At 56.5% G+C, this 17,101-nt stretch carries 15 protein-coding genes and 4 pseudogenes; 12 read left to right on the top strand and 7 right to left on the bottom strand.

Translation table 11 applies throughout. The features are described from left to right. A complete protein-coding gene (locus AB688_RS26300; RefSeq protein ID WP_081255239.1) occupies nucleotides 1–1,803 on the bottom strand; it encodes a Mu transposase C-terminal domain-containing protein in 1,803 nt (600 codons plus the stop codon). 441 nt (nucleotides 1,804–2,244) lie between these two features. Next, nucleotides 2,245–3,323, bottom strand: a pseudogene (locus AB688_RS26305) (tyrosine-type recombinase/integrase). Between the two features lie 576 nt (nucleotides 3,324–3,899). On the opposite strand from AB688_RS26305, the gene AB688_RS14670 reads away from it, so the two are divergent. Together AB688_RS14670 and AB688_RS14675 are read left to right on the top strand one after the other, a co-directional pair. Further along, nucleotides 3,900–4,124: a DUF2188 domain-containing protein gene (locus AB688_RS14670; RefSeq protein WP_027915654.1), complete on the top strand. Its 225-nt coding sequence runs from the start codon at nucleotides 3,900–3,902 to the stop codon at nucleotides 4,122–4,124. After that, nucleotides 4,121–4,576 (top strand): DNA methylase, encoded by a 456-nt coding sequence (locus AB688_RS14675; RefSeq protein WP_027915655.1) that lies wholly within the window; start codon nucleotides 4,121–4,123, stop codon nucleotides 4,574–4,576. The genes AB688_RS14670 and AB688_RS14675 overlap by 4 nt, the downstream gene beginning before the upstream one ends. Here the strand turns inward: AB688_RS14675 and AB688_RS27545 are convergent. Continuing rightward, nucleotides 4,554–4,883, bottom strand: coding sequence for a sensor histidine kinase (locus AB688_RS27545; protein ID WP_081255333.1), 330 nt, complete (start codon nucleotides 4,881–4,883; stop codon nucleotides 4,554–4,556). The two genes, AB688_RS14675 and AB688_RS27545, sit on opposite strands and share 23 nt — an antisense overlap. A gap of 138 nt (nucleotides 4,884–5,021) precedes the next feature. Between AB688_RS27545 and AB688_RS14680 the strand changes: the two are divergent. The 4 genes and pseudogenes from AB688_RS14680 to AB688_RS27195 all read left to right on the top strand — a co-directional run. Continuing rightward, a pseudogene (locus AB688_RS14680) lies at nucleotides 5,022–5,744 on the top strand (manganese catalase family protein); the annotation flags it as partial. A gap of 16 nt (nucleotides 5,745–5,760) precedes the next feature. Continuing rightward, on the top strand, nucleotides 5,761–5,991 hold the full coding sequence (locus tag AB688_RS14685) for a hypothetical protein (protein ID WP_033695117.1): 231 nt from the start codon (nucleotides 5,761–5,763) through the stop codon (nucleotides 5,989–5,991). Between the two features lie 30 nt (nucleotides 5,992–6,021). Further along, complete coding sequence (locus tag AB688_RS14690) at nucleotides 6,022–6,522, top strand: ferritin-like domain-containing protein (protein ID WP_027609205.1); 501 nt, start codon at nucleotides 6,022–6,024, stop codon at nucleotides 6,520–6,522. Between the two features lie 227 nt (nucleotides 6,523–6,749). After that, a pseudogene (locus AB688_RS27195) lies at nucleotides 6,750–7,092 on the top strand (hypothetical protein). 152 nt (nucleotides 7,093–7,244) lie between these two features. Here the strand turns inward: AB688_RS27195 and AB688_RS26815 are convergent. Continuing rightward, nucleotides 7,245–7,394 (bottom strand): hypothetical protein, encoded by a 150-nt coding sequence (locus AB688_RS26815; RefSeq protein ID WP_155738207.1) that lies wholly within the window; start codon nucleotides 7,392–7,394, stop codon nucleotides 7,245–7,247. A 14-nt stretch (nucleotides 7,395–7,408) separates the two neighbouring features. On the opposite strand from AB688_RS26815, the pseudogene AB688_RS27200 reads away from it, so the two are divergent. After that, nucleotides 7,409–7,748, top strand: a pseudogene (locus tag AB688_RS27200) (IS5/IS1182 family transposase); the annotation flags it as partial. A 366-nt stretch (nucleotides 7,749–8,114) separates the two neighbouring features. Here the strand turns inward: AB688_RS27200 and AB688_RS14695 are convergent. After that, nucleotides 8,115–8,588, bottom strand: a complete 474-nt coding sequence (locus AB688_RS14695; protein ID WP_027915656.1) for a DMT family transporter — start codon at nucleotides 8,586–8,588, stop codon at nucleotides 8,115–8,117. A gap of 11 nt (nucleotides 8,589–8,599) precedes the next feature. Continuing rightward, nucleotides 8,600–10,000, bottom strand: a complete 1,401-nt coding sequence (locus AB688_RS14700; protein ID WP_027915657.1) for an amidohydrolase family protein — start codon at nucleotides 9,998–10,000, stop codon at nucleotides 8,600–8,602. Between the two features lie 140 nt (nucleotides 10,001–10,140). On the opposite strand from AB688_RS14700, the gene AB688_RS14705 reads away from it, so the two are divergent. Further along, entirely contained in the window at nucleotides 10,141–11,049 is a 909-nt protein-coding gene (locus tag AB688_RS14705; protein WP_027915658.1) for a LysR family transcriptional regulator, read from the top strand. A 469-nt stretch (nucleotides 11,050–11,518) separates the two neighbouring features. Here the strand turns inward: AB688_RS14705 and AB688_RS14710 are convergent, their stop codons facing one another. Further along, nucleotides 11,519–12,424 (bottom strand): LysR family transcriptional regulator, encoded by a 906-nt coding sequence (locus AB688_RS14710; RefSeq protein ID WP_027915659.1) that lies wholly within the window; start codon nucleotides 12,422–12,424, stop codon nucleotides 11,519–11,521. Nucleotides 12,425–12,538: 114 nt separating this feature from the next. Between AB688_RS14710 and AB688_RS14715 the strand changes: the two genes are divergently transcribed. From AB688_RS14715 to AB688_RS14730, 4 genes are all read left to right on the top strand, one after another. Continuing rightward, nucleotides 12,539–14,152, top strand: coding sequence for an ATP-dependent acyl-CoA ligase (locus AB688_RS14715; RefSeq protein ID WP_033695118.1), 1,614 nt, complete (start codon nucleotides 12,539–12,541; stop codon nucleotides 14,150–14,152). Nucleotides 14,153–14,242: 90 nt separating this feature from the next. Further along, nucleotides 14,243–15,607, top strand: coding sequence for an MFS transporter (locus AB688_RS14720; protein ID WP_025754668.1), 1,365 nt, complete (start codon nucleotides 14,243–14,245; stop codon nucleotides 15,605–15,607). After that, nucleotides 15,604–16,785, top strand: coding sequence for a thiolase family protein (locus AB688_RS14725; protein ID WP_027915661.1), 1,182 nt, complete (start codon nucleotides 15,604–15,606; stop codon nucleotides 16,783–16,785). The genes AB688_RS14720 and AB688_RS14725 overlap by 4 nt, the downstream gene beginning before the upstream one ends. Next, nucleotides 16,773–17,087, top strand: coding sequence for a Zn-ribbon domain-containing OB-fold protein (locus AB688_RS14730; RefSeq protein ID WP_027915662.1), 315 nt, complete (start codon nucleotides 16,773–16,775; stop codon nucleotides 17,085–17,087). Before AB688_RS14725 ends, AB688_RS14730 begins: the two co-directional genes overlap by 13 nt. Nucleotides 17,088–17,101 lie beyond the last annotated feature (14 nt).

Genomic DNA, 17,101 nt, shown 5'->3' on the forward strand with positions numbered 1-17,101 from the left:
TCACTCCACGTCGTAAGTCTTTGGTTGACGGCTATAGTCCAGGCGAGGTGAGAGCTCTGGCACTATCCTCTTTAAATCTGCGGTGAACAAATTTTTTTGTTTTTCTTGCTCGCGTCTCATTTTTGCAGTCTTTTGTGTCGCTGCTGCAACCCTCTCGCGGTTTCTTTCAACTGCCGCGAATATCATTGAAACAGGCACTCTAGATTTGTTCTCGGCGCTCAGTTCCTTGCGTGCAGCCTTTAGTTCAGCGAGCGAGCAATCTGGTAATCTGATGTCCGAGTAGTCACACTGAATATAACTGCCTTCACCGTTTGGTTTTACCCAGATCTTACAGATTGACTGTGGGTTGAACTTGATAATGCAAGGTGTTTTAATGCTGAAGCGCTTGAGCGCCGGCGCATAATACTGCACTCCGTGGATAGTGACACCGCTTCTCTGGATTGAGCCTCGCTTAAATGGAAGAAAGTCTATGGCTAATTTCCTAAAATCTCCTACTATCGCTGGTGGAATTATTTTCCCATCTTTATTTTTGTGAGCGCTCTCCCATTTAAGCAGGGGAGAGCACCCCAGTTCGGAGTGCTCTTTCATGTGATAAATACCGACCTGCTCAATGATCCAGTCGCGCACTTCACTCAATGTCATTCCTGGCGCCTTTAGATTGGAGTATCTTGCCTTGTCTGCGACACTCGCGAGGATAGCGCCCGGCAAGCCACGCATAGATTTCATAAGGGTTCCGATGTATCGCTCGATGTGACCGCCATAATGTGGCGAACCAGGAGGGCGCCACGTTAATTTAATGTCATATTCTTTACATCCTGAAATGAACGCGGCAGAGCGAAAATCTTTGCCGTTATCGACATAAATGTGCTGGGGGAGCCCATACATAGGGTATTGAATTTCATGCAAATTGAGCTCTGATAACCAGCCGTGTTTAGGTGTGACCGAGTGCACTAAGCATGCAGCATTGGATACCGCGGAAGGATGGTGAAGGCTTAGATAAAAACCGATGACAGATCTGGTGTGGACGTCGATTGCAATCGTTAACCATGGGCGCCCAATCGGTTTTCGGCTGGTCGAATCGACGACGATAACGTCAATGATGCAGTGGTCTATTTGAACTAGCTCAAGCGCACGCTTAGTTAGATGTTTTCCTCCGCGCACCAGATGGTCCTGTCGAGATTTCTTTCCACCATGCAACCGTTTCGTATTGTCACTGGGGGAGCGCTGGCGTACTCTCAAGGCAATGGTCTTAGTGCTCGGCGCTGGGTAGCCAGCGTTCTCGCACATTGTTTTGACTGCTTCTGATATGGCGTTGATAGAGCTTCCAGGACCTTTGCTCGCGGTGATGGTACTGTCGATGATGTTCTCTACTTCGCTCGCAAGGCGTCGGGTACCAACTTTCCGTCCACGCTTCTCCTTTATCAGCGAGCTAAAACTCCCGCGCACATAGCGACGGATCAATGTGTAGGCATATGAACTACTACAGGCCAGGTCCTGAGCCACCGCTTCGGCAACTGGGCGACTGGCTGGTTCTTCAAGGTGCTTGGTGATGACATCATATTTTCTCTGGGCATCGCTCAGTTGTTCTGCATCGAAAGCCGAAATATCAAGGCTATCGTTTTTCAATGATGTCTGGAGAGTGGCATGATCAATTACGCACTGAATCTCGCAAATGTTGATTATTTTGATTTTGTGATAACTGTCAATTATCTGCAGCTTGTCAGCTTCTACCCAAGCTACTACTTCAGCTAAAGCGCCGTTATGAATTATTTTCGTACCTTCCGTCAATATGTGCCTGTGCATCGATTAACTACCTCGCGCAGCTCACGTAAAAAGTGGCATCGCGGTCGATGACTGGCAAGCGCAGATTGTCGGAAAAGGTCAGGCACTAGGTATAACATCATTATACCTTGTAAAAGTTGTTGTTCTTAAATATCAGCCAACCATTTGGCATCCATGCGGTACTTGCAGACCCTTTATGGGAGAGCTCTAGCACGCGCCTTGTGGGCTGGTAGGTAGAGTTTAGCAGCTCCGCTGATTACGTTCGTCGGGAGGCGCACGTTCCTGAGGGTTGGGCCGTACATTATTACGAAGAAGGTGCCGGAGAGCGGCCGCTCGACGGTCGGGTTAGCCTATTCAGGCTGTAAGCGTTTGTGACGCCAACCCGACTAATCAGCTTGGCGCCAGACCTAAACGCGAAAACCCTTGGAGCCGCGGGAGTGGGACGGGGTGCGAAGCGCAAGCTCACTCGGTTACTGGCATTTGTTTATCGTCGTCCTCTGGAGTTGGTGCTGGATACAGTTGGCTAGCACGGCTGCCCAGCAGAGAGCCTACCTGGAGGTTTCCCATCACCGTGCTGATGCTACGGTGTTCAGTTATCGCCATGACTTCATCAAGCGGCACGCCCTGTTTTCTAGCCTCAGTGAAGAATCCTGAACCTAGGCTGTGCGCTACCCAGTCGCAGTCAACGCCGGCCAGTGCTGCGCGACATTTAACGATGCGCGCGACCTGGTCACCGGACAGACCAGCAGCCGCGAACCCGCCATCTTTGTACAAGCGGTGAAATAGCGGACCCTCGCAGGCCGGTACTTCAGGAAGCCATACATTCAGCGCCGGAGCCGCCAGTCCCTCAAGCGGCTTTTCCCGCCGTACGCCGCTACTATCGGTTTTGGTTGCCCCGAGTGTATAAAGCCAGGTTTCGACGTCTAGGCGGCGCAGGTCTCCGATCTCTAAACCCACGATTTCCGAGCGGCGCTGGCCACCGCCGCTCTAGGCCCGCAACAGCAGGGCGCGTGCCACGCACGCCGTTATTGCAGGTGGCGAGCATCGCCTGCAGCGGCTCCGATACCACTGCGGTTTTCTTTCGCACGGATAAACCTTGGCGTGCCTGAGCCTTGCGTGTCTCACGCAGTAGAGCCTTCACCGCTGGAGCCTCACTTGGGTTATCCCATTTAGCCCAAACTGCCAAGCGGTGCTGAACGACAGTGGCCCCAGCTTTCCCGTGACTGTGGCCGCCATCAACGCGGCGTCGACGGCCGGCGGCAGCAGGTGTGTTTAACCGCCGATAGTATCGGGCCTGGTTAGGTGGTTGACGATGAACTGCACCGCAATCTCGGGCGGCAGCGCGCCATCGCCAAGCGACCGGCAATAGCGCAAACGCAGCCACGCCGCCGAGTATGCTAGGGCGCCCTGATAGCTGTGCACGGTATTGGCTGCGATGCCGGCGGTGATGATGCTTCAGCAGCGGCCCGGTTGTTGCCAGCCAGCTCTGCCAGCACCAGCGGCAGGGACGAAGGCATCTGTATCGGCTCTGTCAATTTCATATTGCTCAACGCGGCAATAGGTTCGGATAACCTGTGCTTATCAGACCTAATATAGCGAAGAGGTAGGCATGACGATATCCATGATCGTGAAGAGCAGCAATCGCCCCTTTGCGACCGCTGAGCGCTAACGGCTTTACCAAGTGCGACGCGCACTCTGTGGGGAGCGGGTTTTCCCGCTAAGCAGACGACGCGGTGGATGTCACCGGCTTTGCCGGTGTTGGCGGGTTAACTCGCTCCCACAAAGTCCGCTATCAGAGGCAAGGGCCGGCAAAGGCTCGCGCCCCACAGCGCGCCTCGGTCATTGATGATCGCGGTCGTAGCGGGTGCTTCAGGGCGATACAACGCGTTAACCCGGTCGCCTATCGCGTAGCCGAAGATCAACCCATTTTCGGAGTTCCTGATCATTCTGCCCGTGACGTCCCTAAATTCGATTTGTGGATGATCGCCGCGCGTTCACAGCGCCGACATTGCCTTGGGAGCGTTGGGCGTGAGAGGCGCCGATGCAACGGACGCAGCGGACGCCGACGAAGACATTCAGGACGACGGTCAAGTCATTTACGCATGAGGAGAAAGGCAATGGACAACTACCACCTGAGCCTAACCGCTGATGGCTGGGAGCTGAAGAAAACCGGTGCGGAACGAGCCGCCAAGCGCGCCGCTACGAAGCAGGGGTTGGTTGGTTCGCTGGCTGACTTCTTTGATGGCAAAACAGCTTCGGTGAAAATTCATAAAGCTGACGGCACCATCGAAGAAGAGCGTACCTACCCACGTTCGGCTGACCCGAGGCGTTCGAAGGGGTGATACCAGTTACCGCTGCAGGCCTGGGTATCAATGTCAGCGATTCGACCGGGCATGGGCTGTACAAGTGGCTGCTCGCGAGCTACCTGATCGGGAAGAGGATTCGTTCCTCCTTCGCCGTGGAGGAGTACCGGAACTTGGTTGATCGGCATGGCCTGGATACGCCGGAGAAGTTGGCCCGCTGTTCCCATCGGGATCTCGTAGGACTCCTAGGCCAGGCAGGTTACGCGCGATACGACGAGTCCACGGCGAAGCGGCTTCATGCTTTGAGTGTTCGGGCCGCTAGCGAACTCGATGTTCAGTTGATCTCGCTGAAAAAGAACGAGTTGGACACCTCTGCCTTCCAGGCCTGGCTTTTGAGCTTCGAAGGGGTTGGCCCTAAAACTCTCGAGATTTTTATGCGTGAAGCAGCAGCCCTCCTTGAGCACCGCTCTACAGCGGGATCGTCACGCTGAAGCAGGTGCCGCTCTCTTTAGAGGATGACACGTCGATTTTCCCTCCATGACTGGCGACGATTTCAGCTGCGATGAAAAGGCCTAACCCCAGGCCTTGAGAAGCTTTGCTACCCGTCTCGGTATAACCAGAGTATCGACGATCAGGATCAAACAAGGATGGCATAGCGGCTGGAGAGATGGGCTCTCCGGCGTTTCTGACTCCGAAGGTCATTGTGTTGTGGCTGCCTTTGAGGGCGACCTGGATTGGCTGCTGCAGGTCACCATGCCTGACTGCATTACCAATCAGGTTGGTAAATACCTGAGCCATTCGCTCTGGATCAAAACCACCCACGACCGGATCGGTATCATTGAATATAACCGTCGCGTTTGGCTCCCCAGAACTCAGTTCCTTGATTGTCGTCCGGCAGATCAAATTCAGCTCGGTGGGACTTTTGACAACCGGACCCGCAAAGACCTGCTGATGGACATCGCCACTGAAGAGCTGAGCCACCTGGAGATTGTAGGCTCGATAGTCGTGATGCTTAACAAGGGCGCCAAGGGCCGACTTGCTGAGGGGGTCGAAGAGGAGGGAGAGCTGTACCGAGCAATCAATGGCGCCGGTAACGATTCCCACATTACCAGCATCCTCTACGGCGCCGGCGCTCCGCTTACCAACTCGGCAGGGGTGCCCTGGAGTGCGGCCTATGTGGACACCATCGGTGAACCGACAGCTGATTTTCGCTCCAACATCGCTGCCGAAGCGCGGGCGAAGATCGTGTACGAGCGCCTGATGAACGTGACGGACGACCCAGGCGTGAAAGAGGCGCTGGGTTTCTTGATGACGCGAGAAATCGCACACCAGCTTTCTTTCGAAAAAGCACTGCACGCCATCCAGCCTAACTTCCCTCAGGGCAAGCTCCCTGGCATGCCGGAGTTCACCAACAAATATTTCAACATGTCGGGTGAGCCGAATGTGCGCGGCCCTTGGAATGAAGGCGAGGAGTGGGAGTACGTCGAGAATCCATCGGCTGCCGTTGATGGCGGAGATGGCACCGCTTCGGTAGAACTGGCCGCTCCTGATCTGGCGGTATTGGAAGCCATGAAGCTGGGGACGAGGTCCGATCCAGCCAGCAACCCGGTCACCGGCGCGGATCTTGGTTCAGGCTTGGTCAACGGTAAAGATGACTGAATTTCGGGAGGCCGCAATGAGCACTTTGAAAAGGAGGGATAAGGCTCAGGTCGGCATCGGCTTTGAGCATTTGATGAGCGCGGCGGTAGCAGAGTTCGAGGCCGACTCGCGCCTGGCTTGCCGAGCGATGCGAGTAAAGATGGCCATAAGCATGTTCGGCGTTGGCTCCCTGCTGCCCAACGATCTGCCCCCAAAGCTTCCCATTGAGTCCTCACACGAGAGCTTGGTCAGCCACACCCTGCAGTGAAATCGATTTTCAAACCCAAGGAGAATGACGATGGTTGCTCGCAAAACAGTTGAAGACCTGTTCATCCATGAGCTTTCGGATGTGTACAGCGCTGAGAAGCAGATCACCAAAGCATTGCCGCGTCTGGCTAGGGCATCTACCAATCCGCTGCTGGCGGATGCGTTCACTTCACACCTAGCGGAAACCCAGGGGCAGATAGAGCGCATTGACCAGTTGGTAGAGTCCGCTGGATTGAAACTCAAGCGGATGAAGTGCGTAGCCATGGAGGGTTTGGTTGAGGAGAGCAAAGAGCTGATAGATGAAATCGAGAAGGGGGCGGTGCTCGATGCGGCGCTCATCGGGGCATGCCAGAAGGTTGAGCATTATGAGATCGCCAGCTACGGCACCCTAATTGCGATGGCCAAGCACCTCGGTATGGAAGAGGCGGCCTCGCTGTTGGCCGACACGCTTGCAGAAGAAAAAGCTGCAGACGAGAAACTGTCAGCGATTGCCGAAGAAGGCGGCAACCAGGCCGCCACCCTCGAGAAGTAACGGGTCGGGCCCAGCCAAGGACGTGCTGGGCCTTCTAGGAATTTGTCATTTCCGCGATTTCTTTCTCGCAACGCGCGTCTTCTTATACAAAAAAAAATTCTTGTGGAGCATTTTGACCCGCCGGTCCGGTATCTCATCGGCGCGGTGGAAATCGGTCGCTATTCGGAGGTGATGCGCCCATGGTGGATAAATCCTTCAGCATAGACCTAGCGTCGTAAGAGAACGACATGCGCATTCGCGGTAAGGCTTTTTTGGGCATGGGCTGACCCCACGCTCCACCACCAGATCCATGATGAATCCCTCGCCGATGGTACAACCATTGACGTGCAAAGCAGGCTCTCTCGAGCTGGAGGAACTCAACTGTTCATCGGCGTGTACGCGCCAAGCGGCCTGGTTCTTGATGAACAATGTTTCGATTCACGACCGGGCCAGTCGATGACAACGGCTCTTTCCTGGGGCGTAGATATGGCCCTCCAGAGGGCGCGCGAGGCTTCATCTTCACTTTCTCAAACGGCTGACGTGTCGGATCGGTCTAAGGAGAGAGTGGAAGACTATGTCCGTATCCAGTGAGTCAGAAATTCAAGTTCAGCAAGCGCTGCTGCCAGTGTTTTCCGCAGCCGAGCAACTGAGGCTAGACCCTGAGGTCCTACGGCTCATGGCGATTGGTGGATTGACGCAGGACTCCCCTCCGGAATGGGTAACTCCGATTCTTCAACCAGAGGTCATTGAGTGGTTCCGCCGGCAAGCGAGATTTGCTGATCGGGACTGGCTCGAAGCTGCGCCTCGATGCCCTTGAGTTTTTGCATTTGCTGTTTCAGCTTTTCGACTTTAGTGCTGAGTAGCCACGACGCGGCATTACGACAGGCACTCATCGCGCCTGTTCCTCGATGGAGGACCGCCTGTTACTGCATACTGGTTTTCAGGATGCCGGAGTTGCTCCATGCAGAAGCAGTGTAAGACCGATAAAGAGCGGCGACTCAAGCGCTGCGAGCATGAAGCAGTAGGCGAGAGGGGCAAATCCGATTGGAGCAAGATCCGGAGATGATGAAGGTTCGCCTGGTGGAGCACACCTTTGGAACGAACAGATTCTGGAAGGGAAGCAACCAGTTCGTGACCAAAACCCTGCCGAGGTTAAGCACCGAAATGAGCCTTCACGTGCTCGCCTCCACAAACGCATGGTGAGCATTTTCGGCATCGCAGAGCTACTTGAGGCGATCAGGGCGTAACCCCGCCGTTTGCTGGCCCGTAAACAGCTACATGGGCCGCTGACGCGGCCCGTGTAGCACTAAAAATGTCTATTTTTCTGGGTGAGTGTATTTACGCTCTCGCCTGATGATTCCGCAGGTAATCTGCTCGGTTCTCAATTATCGATGCGATTCCTGCGTTTTTCCACAGCCTGGATCGATAGCGGTCAGTCGTTAAGGGCTGCCAGCAGCCAGAAATGATCACACTGAGTCCTCTACCGAGCTTCCCGTACTCAGTTAACCCTCGTAATCGCTCTTCTGTCAGTTCTCCTGCGGCAACCGCTTCGGCTTCAAGCTGCACTCCATCGGTATCAGTGGCTTTCAAGCGAGAGGGGTTAACCACGGGAGTCAGCTGGATACAAGCCCTGACCACCGGTCACCAAACAGGGCGATTGCCAAGCCTCCGAGCATCACGATTACCCCGGCCAACTTGAAACCAGATACCGGCCTCTCGACTGCCCCGAGCAGTCCCAAGTGATCGATAACTAGGGACGAAATGATCTGCCCGGCGATGGCGAGGCCAAGCAGCGCTGAAAGGCCTATTTTTGGCGCGAGTACGACGTAGCTGAGCAACGCGCCGGCACCTAGCAGACCACCTAGAAGGCTCCACAAAGGCTGGGCAGGGATAGCCGCGATTGAAGCCACTATCCCGCCACGCATCAACGAAAAGATGCCCAGGCATAGCGCACCGGCAGTAAAAGAAAACAGTGCCGCCGCTACGGAATCTCCACCCACACCTTTAGCGAGTTGGCCATTCAGCGTGGTCTGCAGGGTGATACCAAGCCCCGCGCAGATAGCCAGTAGGTAGTAGGCTGCATTCATTTAACGCCTCCTTACTTGGCTGACTCAAGCGGCAAGAATGCCTCGGCAAACATATCCGGCTGATAGCCAGCAGCAGCAAACAGATGTTCACGGGACTCGTCGATCGCCGCGCGCAGCTTTTCGCTATTCACACCCAGAACCTTGCCGCCCTGCTTGACGATACGCCCGCCGATCATGACAGTGTCGACATTGCTGCGCTCTGCCGCATGTACCACGGTGCCGAAGGCATTACCTGACGGATAAAGGTTGATGTCCTGCGCATTGATAAGGATCATGTCAGCCTGTTTGCCGGGAACCAGGCTGCCGATTTTGTCATGCAAGCCAGCGCAGGTGGCGCCGTCGACAGTCGCGGCTTTGAGCAGAACATGGGCGGGCAGGGTCACCACCGGATGATGGTCTTCGCTGCAGCAGCGCTGCTGATGCATGCCCAGGACGCGCTGCAGATAAAACGCTACCCGCATCTCCATGAACATGTCGCCGCTGTAGGACGTTTCGTTATCAACGCTCAGCCCAGGGCTGATGCCATGACGCTGAGCCGCCTGCATGGCGAACATTCCATCTTCAATGCCGTAGTGGGCATCTGAACGCGGGCATACGTTGACCCGCACGCCAGCCTCGCGAAGGATCTTCCACCCGGCGTCCGGCAGCGCGGTGCAGTGGTTGAAGATGTTGTCAGAGCGCAGCAGCCCCTCGCGATGCAAGCCTTCCAATTCAGCTGCCATGTCCCCACCAAAAAACTCGGTGATGATCGGTAATCCCAGGCGCCTGGCCTCAGCCCACAGCTCAGGTTCCAGCTGCGCCATCACTGCCAGTGAGAGCAGCGGGTTGTCACCGTTCTTGATGTATTTGTCCTGCAGACGCTCGAGGTTGCCCGGCCAGTGGGCTTTGTCCCACTCACCCGCCACCGGCGCTCCCGAAGCATGTACGGCGCGTATGCCTGCATCGAGCAGCGCCTCTACTGCGGCATCGGAGTGCGCACCGGTGCGGCTGTTATGCGAGTTGTCGACAAGGGTCGTGATACCAGCATCGATACAGCCCAATGCACTCAGCAGATTGCCGATATACATGTCCGCCGGACGGTAATATTTGGCGAACGAAAAGTGGGTGGCGTTGCAGTAATCCTCCAGGGTTGCGGCGTTCGGATTAATTCGCCGTAGTTGCCCCTCCCAGGAGTGACGGTGGGTATCGACCATGCCCGGCATGGCGATCATGCCGGATGCCTCAATCACAACAGCGTCGCCGGCTTCGAGATTTTCATCGATGGCCGAGATGGTGCTGCCTTCTATGAGGATATCGCCACGCGCCAGATTGCCGATGTCGCCGTCCATGCTCAGCACAGTTGCGCCGCGGATAAGTGTGCGTCCGGCCGGAGCGGCTGGAGCCTGCACTATGCTGCGGTTGTATTCACCCATTTCAGTACCCCTCTTCGAATTTCGTTGGAAGCAATGTACGCAATGCGATACTGCGGGAAAAAGATGGTAGAACTGTTTTTATTATTCAATTTATGCGAATAATAATGCCTCCTTTCATTGCTCCAAGGCTGTTACCCGTCATGGACCGTATTCAAGCAATGCAGGTTTTCGTCCGTGTGGCTGAGGCAGGAAGCTTTAGCCAGGCGGCGCAGACGCTCTCTCTACCGGCCTCAACGGTGACCAGCAGCGTTAAAAACCTTGAGAAGTACCTGCAGGTGCGCCTGCTGAACAGAACAACGCGGCGGGTTAGCCTGACGCCTGAAGGCGCCCAATATCTGGGGCAATGCAGGGAAATATTGGGACTGATCGAACGCACGGAGACCAGCCTGACGGATTCCGTGAAACGGCCGCAGGGACGTTTGCGCGTCGATATGCCGGGCGGCATTGCCCACTTCATCGTCATTCCAAACCTGCAAGACTTTTACCGGCGCTACCCGGATATTTACCTGATGATAGGCGTCAACGATCGGCAGGTTGACCTGCTTCAGGAGGGAGTCGACTGCGTCATTCGTACAGGCGAGCTTGATGACTCAACGCTCGTTGCGCGACCACTAGGCCGTTTTCGCTGGGTGACCTGTGCATCTGCTGCCTATCTCGAAGAGAACGGTACTCCGCAGACTCCGCGAGATTTGTCTCGTCACCGGGCCATCCATTACTTCTCGGGCCGTGCAAGGCAAGCAGGTGAGATGCGCTTCGCCCGGGGCGACGAGAAAATCTCAGTACCGGTCAAGGGCACAGCAGCCGTCAACGAGACTGGGCTCTACATCAAAATGTGCCTTGAAGGCTTTGGGCTCGTGCAACTCGCCGAGAATGTTGTTTCCGAACATCTACGATGGGGGCGGCTGGTCGAAGTGCTTGCTGACTGGCAGCCTGACCGGGTTCCTGTACACTTGTTATATCCACATCAGCGCTTTCTATCACCAGCTGTGCAGGCGTTCGCTGACTGGATCGCTGGGCTAGTTCACGACGGCGGTTCGCATGCTGGCTGATAAGGAGATGAAAGCTTCTCCGGACTAAAATGCCAATCACTATTGGCGTTTATGGGATGGTTGAATGGTGCGCCTGGCTTGGCCCAGCAGTAGTGGACCATGGCTGCAATTAAAAAAACGACGCATTCCGCTGCTCCTGAAAATGAGCCGTGTCGTCAGCTTCATTTGCACGCAAACCGATGAACGTCAGGCCGAGCATTATGCTGGCGCCCGAGCCGAAGCGCAGGGAGGAGGCCCTCAACATGGCGTAGCCTGGCGCGTAAATGATCCTAATGAGGAGTTAGGTAATTTTGCCCGTCCATTTCGGCTCGGAAGCGGCTCAGTCTATGACCGGGCCATGCGGGCGCGTATACCCTTGCCGTGCTGCGCACACTGCGCGTAGCGCAGCCCGGCCAGCAATACCCGCCGACGTATGCTGCTAGCCCCTTTATGACTTGGCCTCCGTGACTACCCCTGATCTGCAATAGCCTTATCTGCGCAAGGTTTCAAATAGAAATGCCCTGAACCATTGATTGCCGGCATCAGCGTCGTAGGCACCATGCCAATGAACGGTAGACTCGACCCCCGGCATCTCCACTGGCAGCGGGTAAATCACGAAATCATTCGAATGATTCAGCGCATGTGCGACGCCTTCAGGTAGGGTGACCATCCACCCTGTATGCCTGAGTATCTGCGGCACAACTGTAAAGTGGGGTACCCTCAAAGCGATGTGTCGATTCAGGCCACGTGAGGCCAGAGTGTCCTCGATGGCTAAGTGGCTGCTGTCAGTGGAGGTGACACTGACATGGGAGAGGGCAAGAAAATCCTCCACGCTGATTTTCCCGGCCGGAAGTCCGTCACGCTTGCGAGTCATGCAGGCGTATTGCTCTCGGAACAGGGATTGGTACCGGGTGGTTGTTTTCAGTGTGGGCAGGTTACCAATTGCGAAGTCCAGTTGCCCCATACGCATCCGCTCGACCACCATGGCGACGGGTACCAGCTCTGATGAGAGCCTAATGGCCGGCGCAAGCGTTTGAAGCCGTTCACAAAGCGACGGCAGGAACACCTGTTCGCCGATGTCTGACATACACAAACGGAACTCCCGGTCGCTAGTACCAGGATCGAAGGGTTCGGTTTCATTCAGAGCATCGCGTATTGCCGTGAGTGCCCGTCCGATCGGTAGGGCGATCCGCTCGGCGGTCTGGGTCGGCATCATGCCTTCCGGCGTGCGTACGAATAGCGCATCATCAAAAAGCTTGCGAAGTCGACCCAAGGCGTAACTTACAGCAGGTTGTGTAATCGCCAGGCGTCCAGCCGCGAGTGTCAAGCTGCGTTCCTCCATTATGGCCTGAAAAACCCTAAGCAGATTTAGATCGACATCATTCAAGTTGCGCATTCGTATAAATACCGTTTATCAATTGTATAATTGCCATGAATTTGACTTATAGGGTACAGGTTCATAGACTTCGGAACAACAGCGAGGCGATACAACAATCTGAGGCTTTGAGTGATGGACACAGGTTTTTGCAAACAACAAGCAGTTGGCGGGGCATTAACACTTCCGGTGCTGCTGTTGAAACGTATTGAACGCAGCCCTGAAACGGCGCTTTTTTCCGACCGAAGCTGCACTTGGACTGCTGCGCAACTTGTCGACGTGATAGGACGGCGTGCCACAACACTCGCGGAATATGGGATAAAGCGTGGAGATCGGGTTGGATTGATGTGCGCCAACCGCGCCGAGTTCCTTGAAGTGCTGTTGGCATGTGGTTGGCTGGGCGCGGTTGCGGTGCCTATTAATACCGCCTGTCGGGGCATGCAGTTGAATCATGTGCTGGCTAATAGTGGGGCGCGCTTATTGGTCAGTGAAGAGGTCAATCTGGATGTGCTCGCGGCACTTGATTACTCTGCGCTTGCTGTCGAAGCCCTGTGGGTCCTTTCGCCGCAAGGCGATGTCAACGCGGTTTGGCAGGAGCGGTTGAGGGTGCGGTCGATGCCCCCTCGCAGTGCGTCCATGGCCCCACCTGCAGTGCTCGAGGATGGCGACCCGCTGGTTATCCTTTACACCTCCGGGACTTCCGGGTTGTCCAAGGGCGTGATCTGCCCGCACGCCCAATTCTTTTGGTGGGGGCTGAATACCGGTGGCGACCTACAGGTGCGCCCCGGGGATGTGCTGTATACATGCCTGCCGTTGTTCCATACCAATGCATTGAACGCCTTTTTCCAGGCCTTGCTGCACGACGCACAGCTGGTGGTAGACAAACGTTTTTCCGCTAGCGGCTTCTACCAGGCGCTTGCGGAAACCGGGGCCACAGTGACGTATCTGCTGGGAGCCATGGTGCCTATCCTTCTCAGCCGTCCGCACAATGAGCTCGAGCGCGCGCATAACGTGCGTGTCGCGCTAGCCCCAGGCGTCCCTGAACAGTTCCACGCCCCGTTTATTCAACGCACAGGCATAGGCCTCATCGATGGTTATGGGGCTACCGAAACCAATGCCGTGATTGGAGGGACTCTGGAGAATCAGCGGCCTGGTTTTATGGGCCGATTGGCCAAAGGCTTCAGTGCCCGGGTGGTAGACAGCCAGGATCAGCCGGTAGCGGATGGCGAACCAGGAGAGCTTGTATTGCGCGCTGAGCAGCCCTTCGCTTTCGCCTGCGGCTACTTTGGTATGCCGGAAAAGACTGTCGAAGCCTGGCGCAACCTGTGGTATCACACCGGCGACCGGGTTGTGCGCGATAGCGACGGCTATTTCCGCTTTGTTGACCGCTTGAAGGACACAATCCGTCGCCGTGGAGAGAACATCTCGTCTTTTGAGGTGGAGCAGGTTCTGTCGAGCCACCCCGCGGTGGAGCTCGTGGCGGTATATGCGGTGAAATCCGAACTGGCGGAAGATGAAGTCATGGCATCTATCGTCATCAAGGAGGGGACTACGCTCGATCCATTGGAGCTGACGCAATATTGTGAGTCACGGTTGGCGTATTTCGCCGTGCCGCGTTACTTAGATTTTGTTATCGAGTTGCCGAAAACCGAAAACGGCAAAGTTCAGAAATATAAATTGAGAGAACTCGGCGTTACCGCCAGTACATGGGACCTAGAGTGCTCCGGCTACAGGCTTAAACGCGCCTAATCATTTAGCTTTGACTGCCGTGCAATAACAAAAGATGCAACAACAATAAAAATAGCGTTCATAAATATTCAGTCATTGACGGAGACGGCCATGACGGGCACGCATTCGCTTGAACTATCAGATAACCAGTCGGAGCACAGTCATGTTTCCGCTGCAGTTGATAACCGAGTACCGATCGACAGTAAGACCTTTCGCAAGATCGTCTTGGCTTCTGTCACTGGCACGGCGTTGGAGTGGTACGACTTCTTTCTCTACAGCACAGCGGCGGCGCTCATATTCGGGGAATTGTTTTTCCCCAAGGGCACCGATCCACTGGTGGGTACGATCGCGGCACTGGCCGGGTTTGCATTGGGTTTTCTCGCGCGGCCTTTCGGTGGGGTGATATTCGGCCATATCGGGGACAAGTACGGTCGCAAAAAAGCCTTGGTATGGACGCTCTCTATCATGGGCGGGGCAACTTTCTTGATCGGATTGTTGCCCACCTACGCTCAAGCGGGCATGTGGGCGCCCGCGTTGCTACTGCTGTTACGTATCTTGCAGGGCATCGCAGCAGGAGGCGAGTGGGGCGGTGGCGTGCTGATGATCAGCGAGTCGGCGCCACCTGAGCGCCGCGGCTTCTACGCTTCGATTAGTCAGATCGGAGTGGGCGGTGGGTTTGTCTTGTCCGCAGCGGTGTTCTATCTAGTCCAGTTGTTGCCGGAGCGGGATTTCCATAGCTGGGGTTGGCGCATTCCGTTCCTTATCTCGATCGTCATATTCGTCCTGGGCGTCTACATTCGCCGGACATTGCCAGAGAGTCAGGATTTCCAGCGAGCTGAGGCAACGGGCAAGACGGCGCATATGCCCGTGCTGGATGTGTTGCGCAGATATCCGCGGGAAGTGCTGATGGCCATGGGGTTGCGAGTGGCTGAAAACGGCGGCTCCTACATCATGCTGGCGTTCGCTCTTGTCTACGGCAAGTTTCTTGGCGTGCCCAATAGTGTGATGCTGGCGGGAGTCACGTTCTCCACGTGCGTGGAGTTGGTGGCCATGCTGTTCTGGGGGCGTTTGTCGGACCGCATAGGTCGCAAGCCGGTATATATGGTGGGTGCCTTAGGGATGGTGCTAATGGCATTCCCATTCTTCTGGTTACTCGAGACCCGAGAGCCTGCCTGGATCTGGCTCGCCTTCCTCATTGGCAATGCCATCTGCCACGGGGCCATGATCGGTACGCAGCCTAGTCTTATGGGCGAACTGTTCAGCACTGAGGTCCGCTATTCCGGAATGGCTCTCGGGCACGAAGTCGCCTCGGTATTCTCCGGTGGCCTGACGCCGATGATCGCTACCGCCTTGCTGGCGCATTACCAGGCTAGTTGGCCAGTTTCTCTGATGATGATGGCGCTGGGGCTGATCACAGTCATCTCTCTTTGTTTCACCAAGGAGACCCGCGTGCGGGCCAAAGGAGGGCGGTCATGAACCGGTCAGCAAGCAATGACGCCGTGGCGCTGATCGCCGGGGCCCTGGAAGTACCTTACAACCGGCGCGGCACGGGTGAGTCGACGTCGCAACTGCTCGGCAGGGCGGTGCAGCAATTGCTGCGCCAGGCAGGCGTGGCAGCGCATGAGGTCGACGGCCTGGGCGTGGCATCCTTCACCCACCGGCCGGACAACGCCATCGATCTGGCGTGGCGCCTCGGGCTGACCCTGACCTGGTGCATGGATGACCGCAATGGCGGGGCTAGCGCGATCAATATGCTGCAGCATGCCGTGCGTGCCATCCAGCACGGTGATGCCAACGTGATCGTACTGGTGGCCGGTGATACGTTCACCCCGGAGGATTTCAAGACTCTGGTCGACCATTACAACCGGACCACCGAGGAGTACCTCAAGCCGCTTCAGCACGGCGGGCCCAATGGGGTGTTCGCGATGCTCACCCAGCGTCATGCGCAACGCACCGGCCTTGGCCGCGAAGACTATGCAGAGCTGTGCATTGCCCAGCGAGCCTGGGCGCAGCGCAACCCGCTGGCGGTCTACCGCGAGCCGCTGACCATCGAGCAGTACCTTGAGGCGCCCATGGTGGCCGACCCGCTGTGCCGGTTTGACTGCGTACCGGTAGTCAATGGCGCCAACGCCATCCTGCTGACCCGCGCCGACCTCGCCCGCAACACGGTCAACGTGGCGGTGCGTGCAGTAAAGGCGCTGCACAACGATGACCACCAGGCTGGCGATGGCCTGCAGACGCCGCTGGCAAAGATTGCCGACACGCTGTGGGACCGCGCCAATACCGGGCCTGATGCCATGGACCTGGCGTGCGTGTATGACGACTATCCGGTCATGGCCCTGATCCAGCTCGCCGACCTGGGCTTCGTCCCCGACGACGATTACCGGCGAGCGCTGCGGCGGATAGGCCGTTTCGAACTGCCGGTGAATACCTCGGGCGGGCAGCTCTCGGCCGGCCAGGCGGGCGCGGCGGGGGGTATGCATGGGTTGGTCGAAGCTATTACCCAGCTGCTTGGCGACGCCGGTCAACGCCAGGTCAGCAATGCGCGCCTGGCGGTGGTGACCGGCTATGGCATGGTCCAGTATCGCTACGGCATGTGCGCCAACGCGGTGGTGCTCGAACGGTGGCAAGGGGGTGTGGCATGGCGTTCATGATCCAGCAATGTGTCGGTTGCGGCCAGGCCAGTTTCCCGCCGCGTTACAGCTGCCCGCGCTGCGGTGAGGCGCAGTGGCAGGAAGTCTCTGCCGGGGCCGCCCGGATTGCTCAGGCTACCGTGGTGCGCGCGCGGATCGGGATCGCTACCGCAGAGCTCCTGCACCTGGCTAGTGTCGAGCTGAGCGATGGGCCAGTGGTAATTGCCCAGACTGCAGAGCCTTTGCCTCCAGGCACCTTGGTAGAGCTCGCCATAGATGAATATCGGCGAATCGTAGCCCACCCGGCCGACCGCGACTTGTAATCAACAACTGTTCG

Origin of the sequence: Pseudomonas putida (genome assembly GCF_001636055.1) — a bacterium.
Classification (GTDB): domain Bacteria; phylum Pseudomonadota; class Gammaproteobacteria; order Pseudomonadales; family Pseudomonadaceae; genus Aquipseudomonas; species Aquipseudomonas machongensis.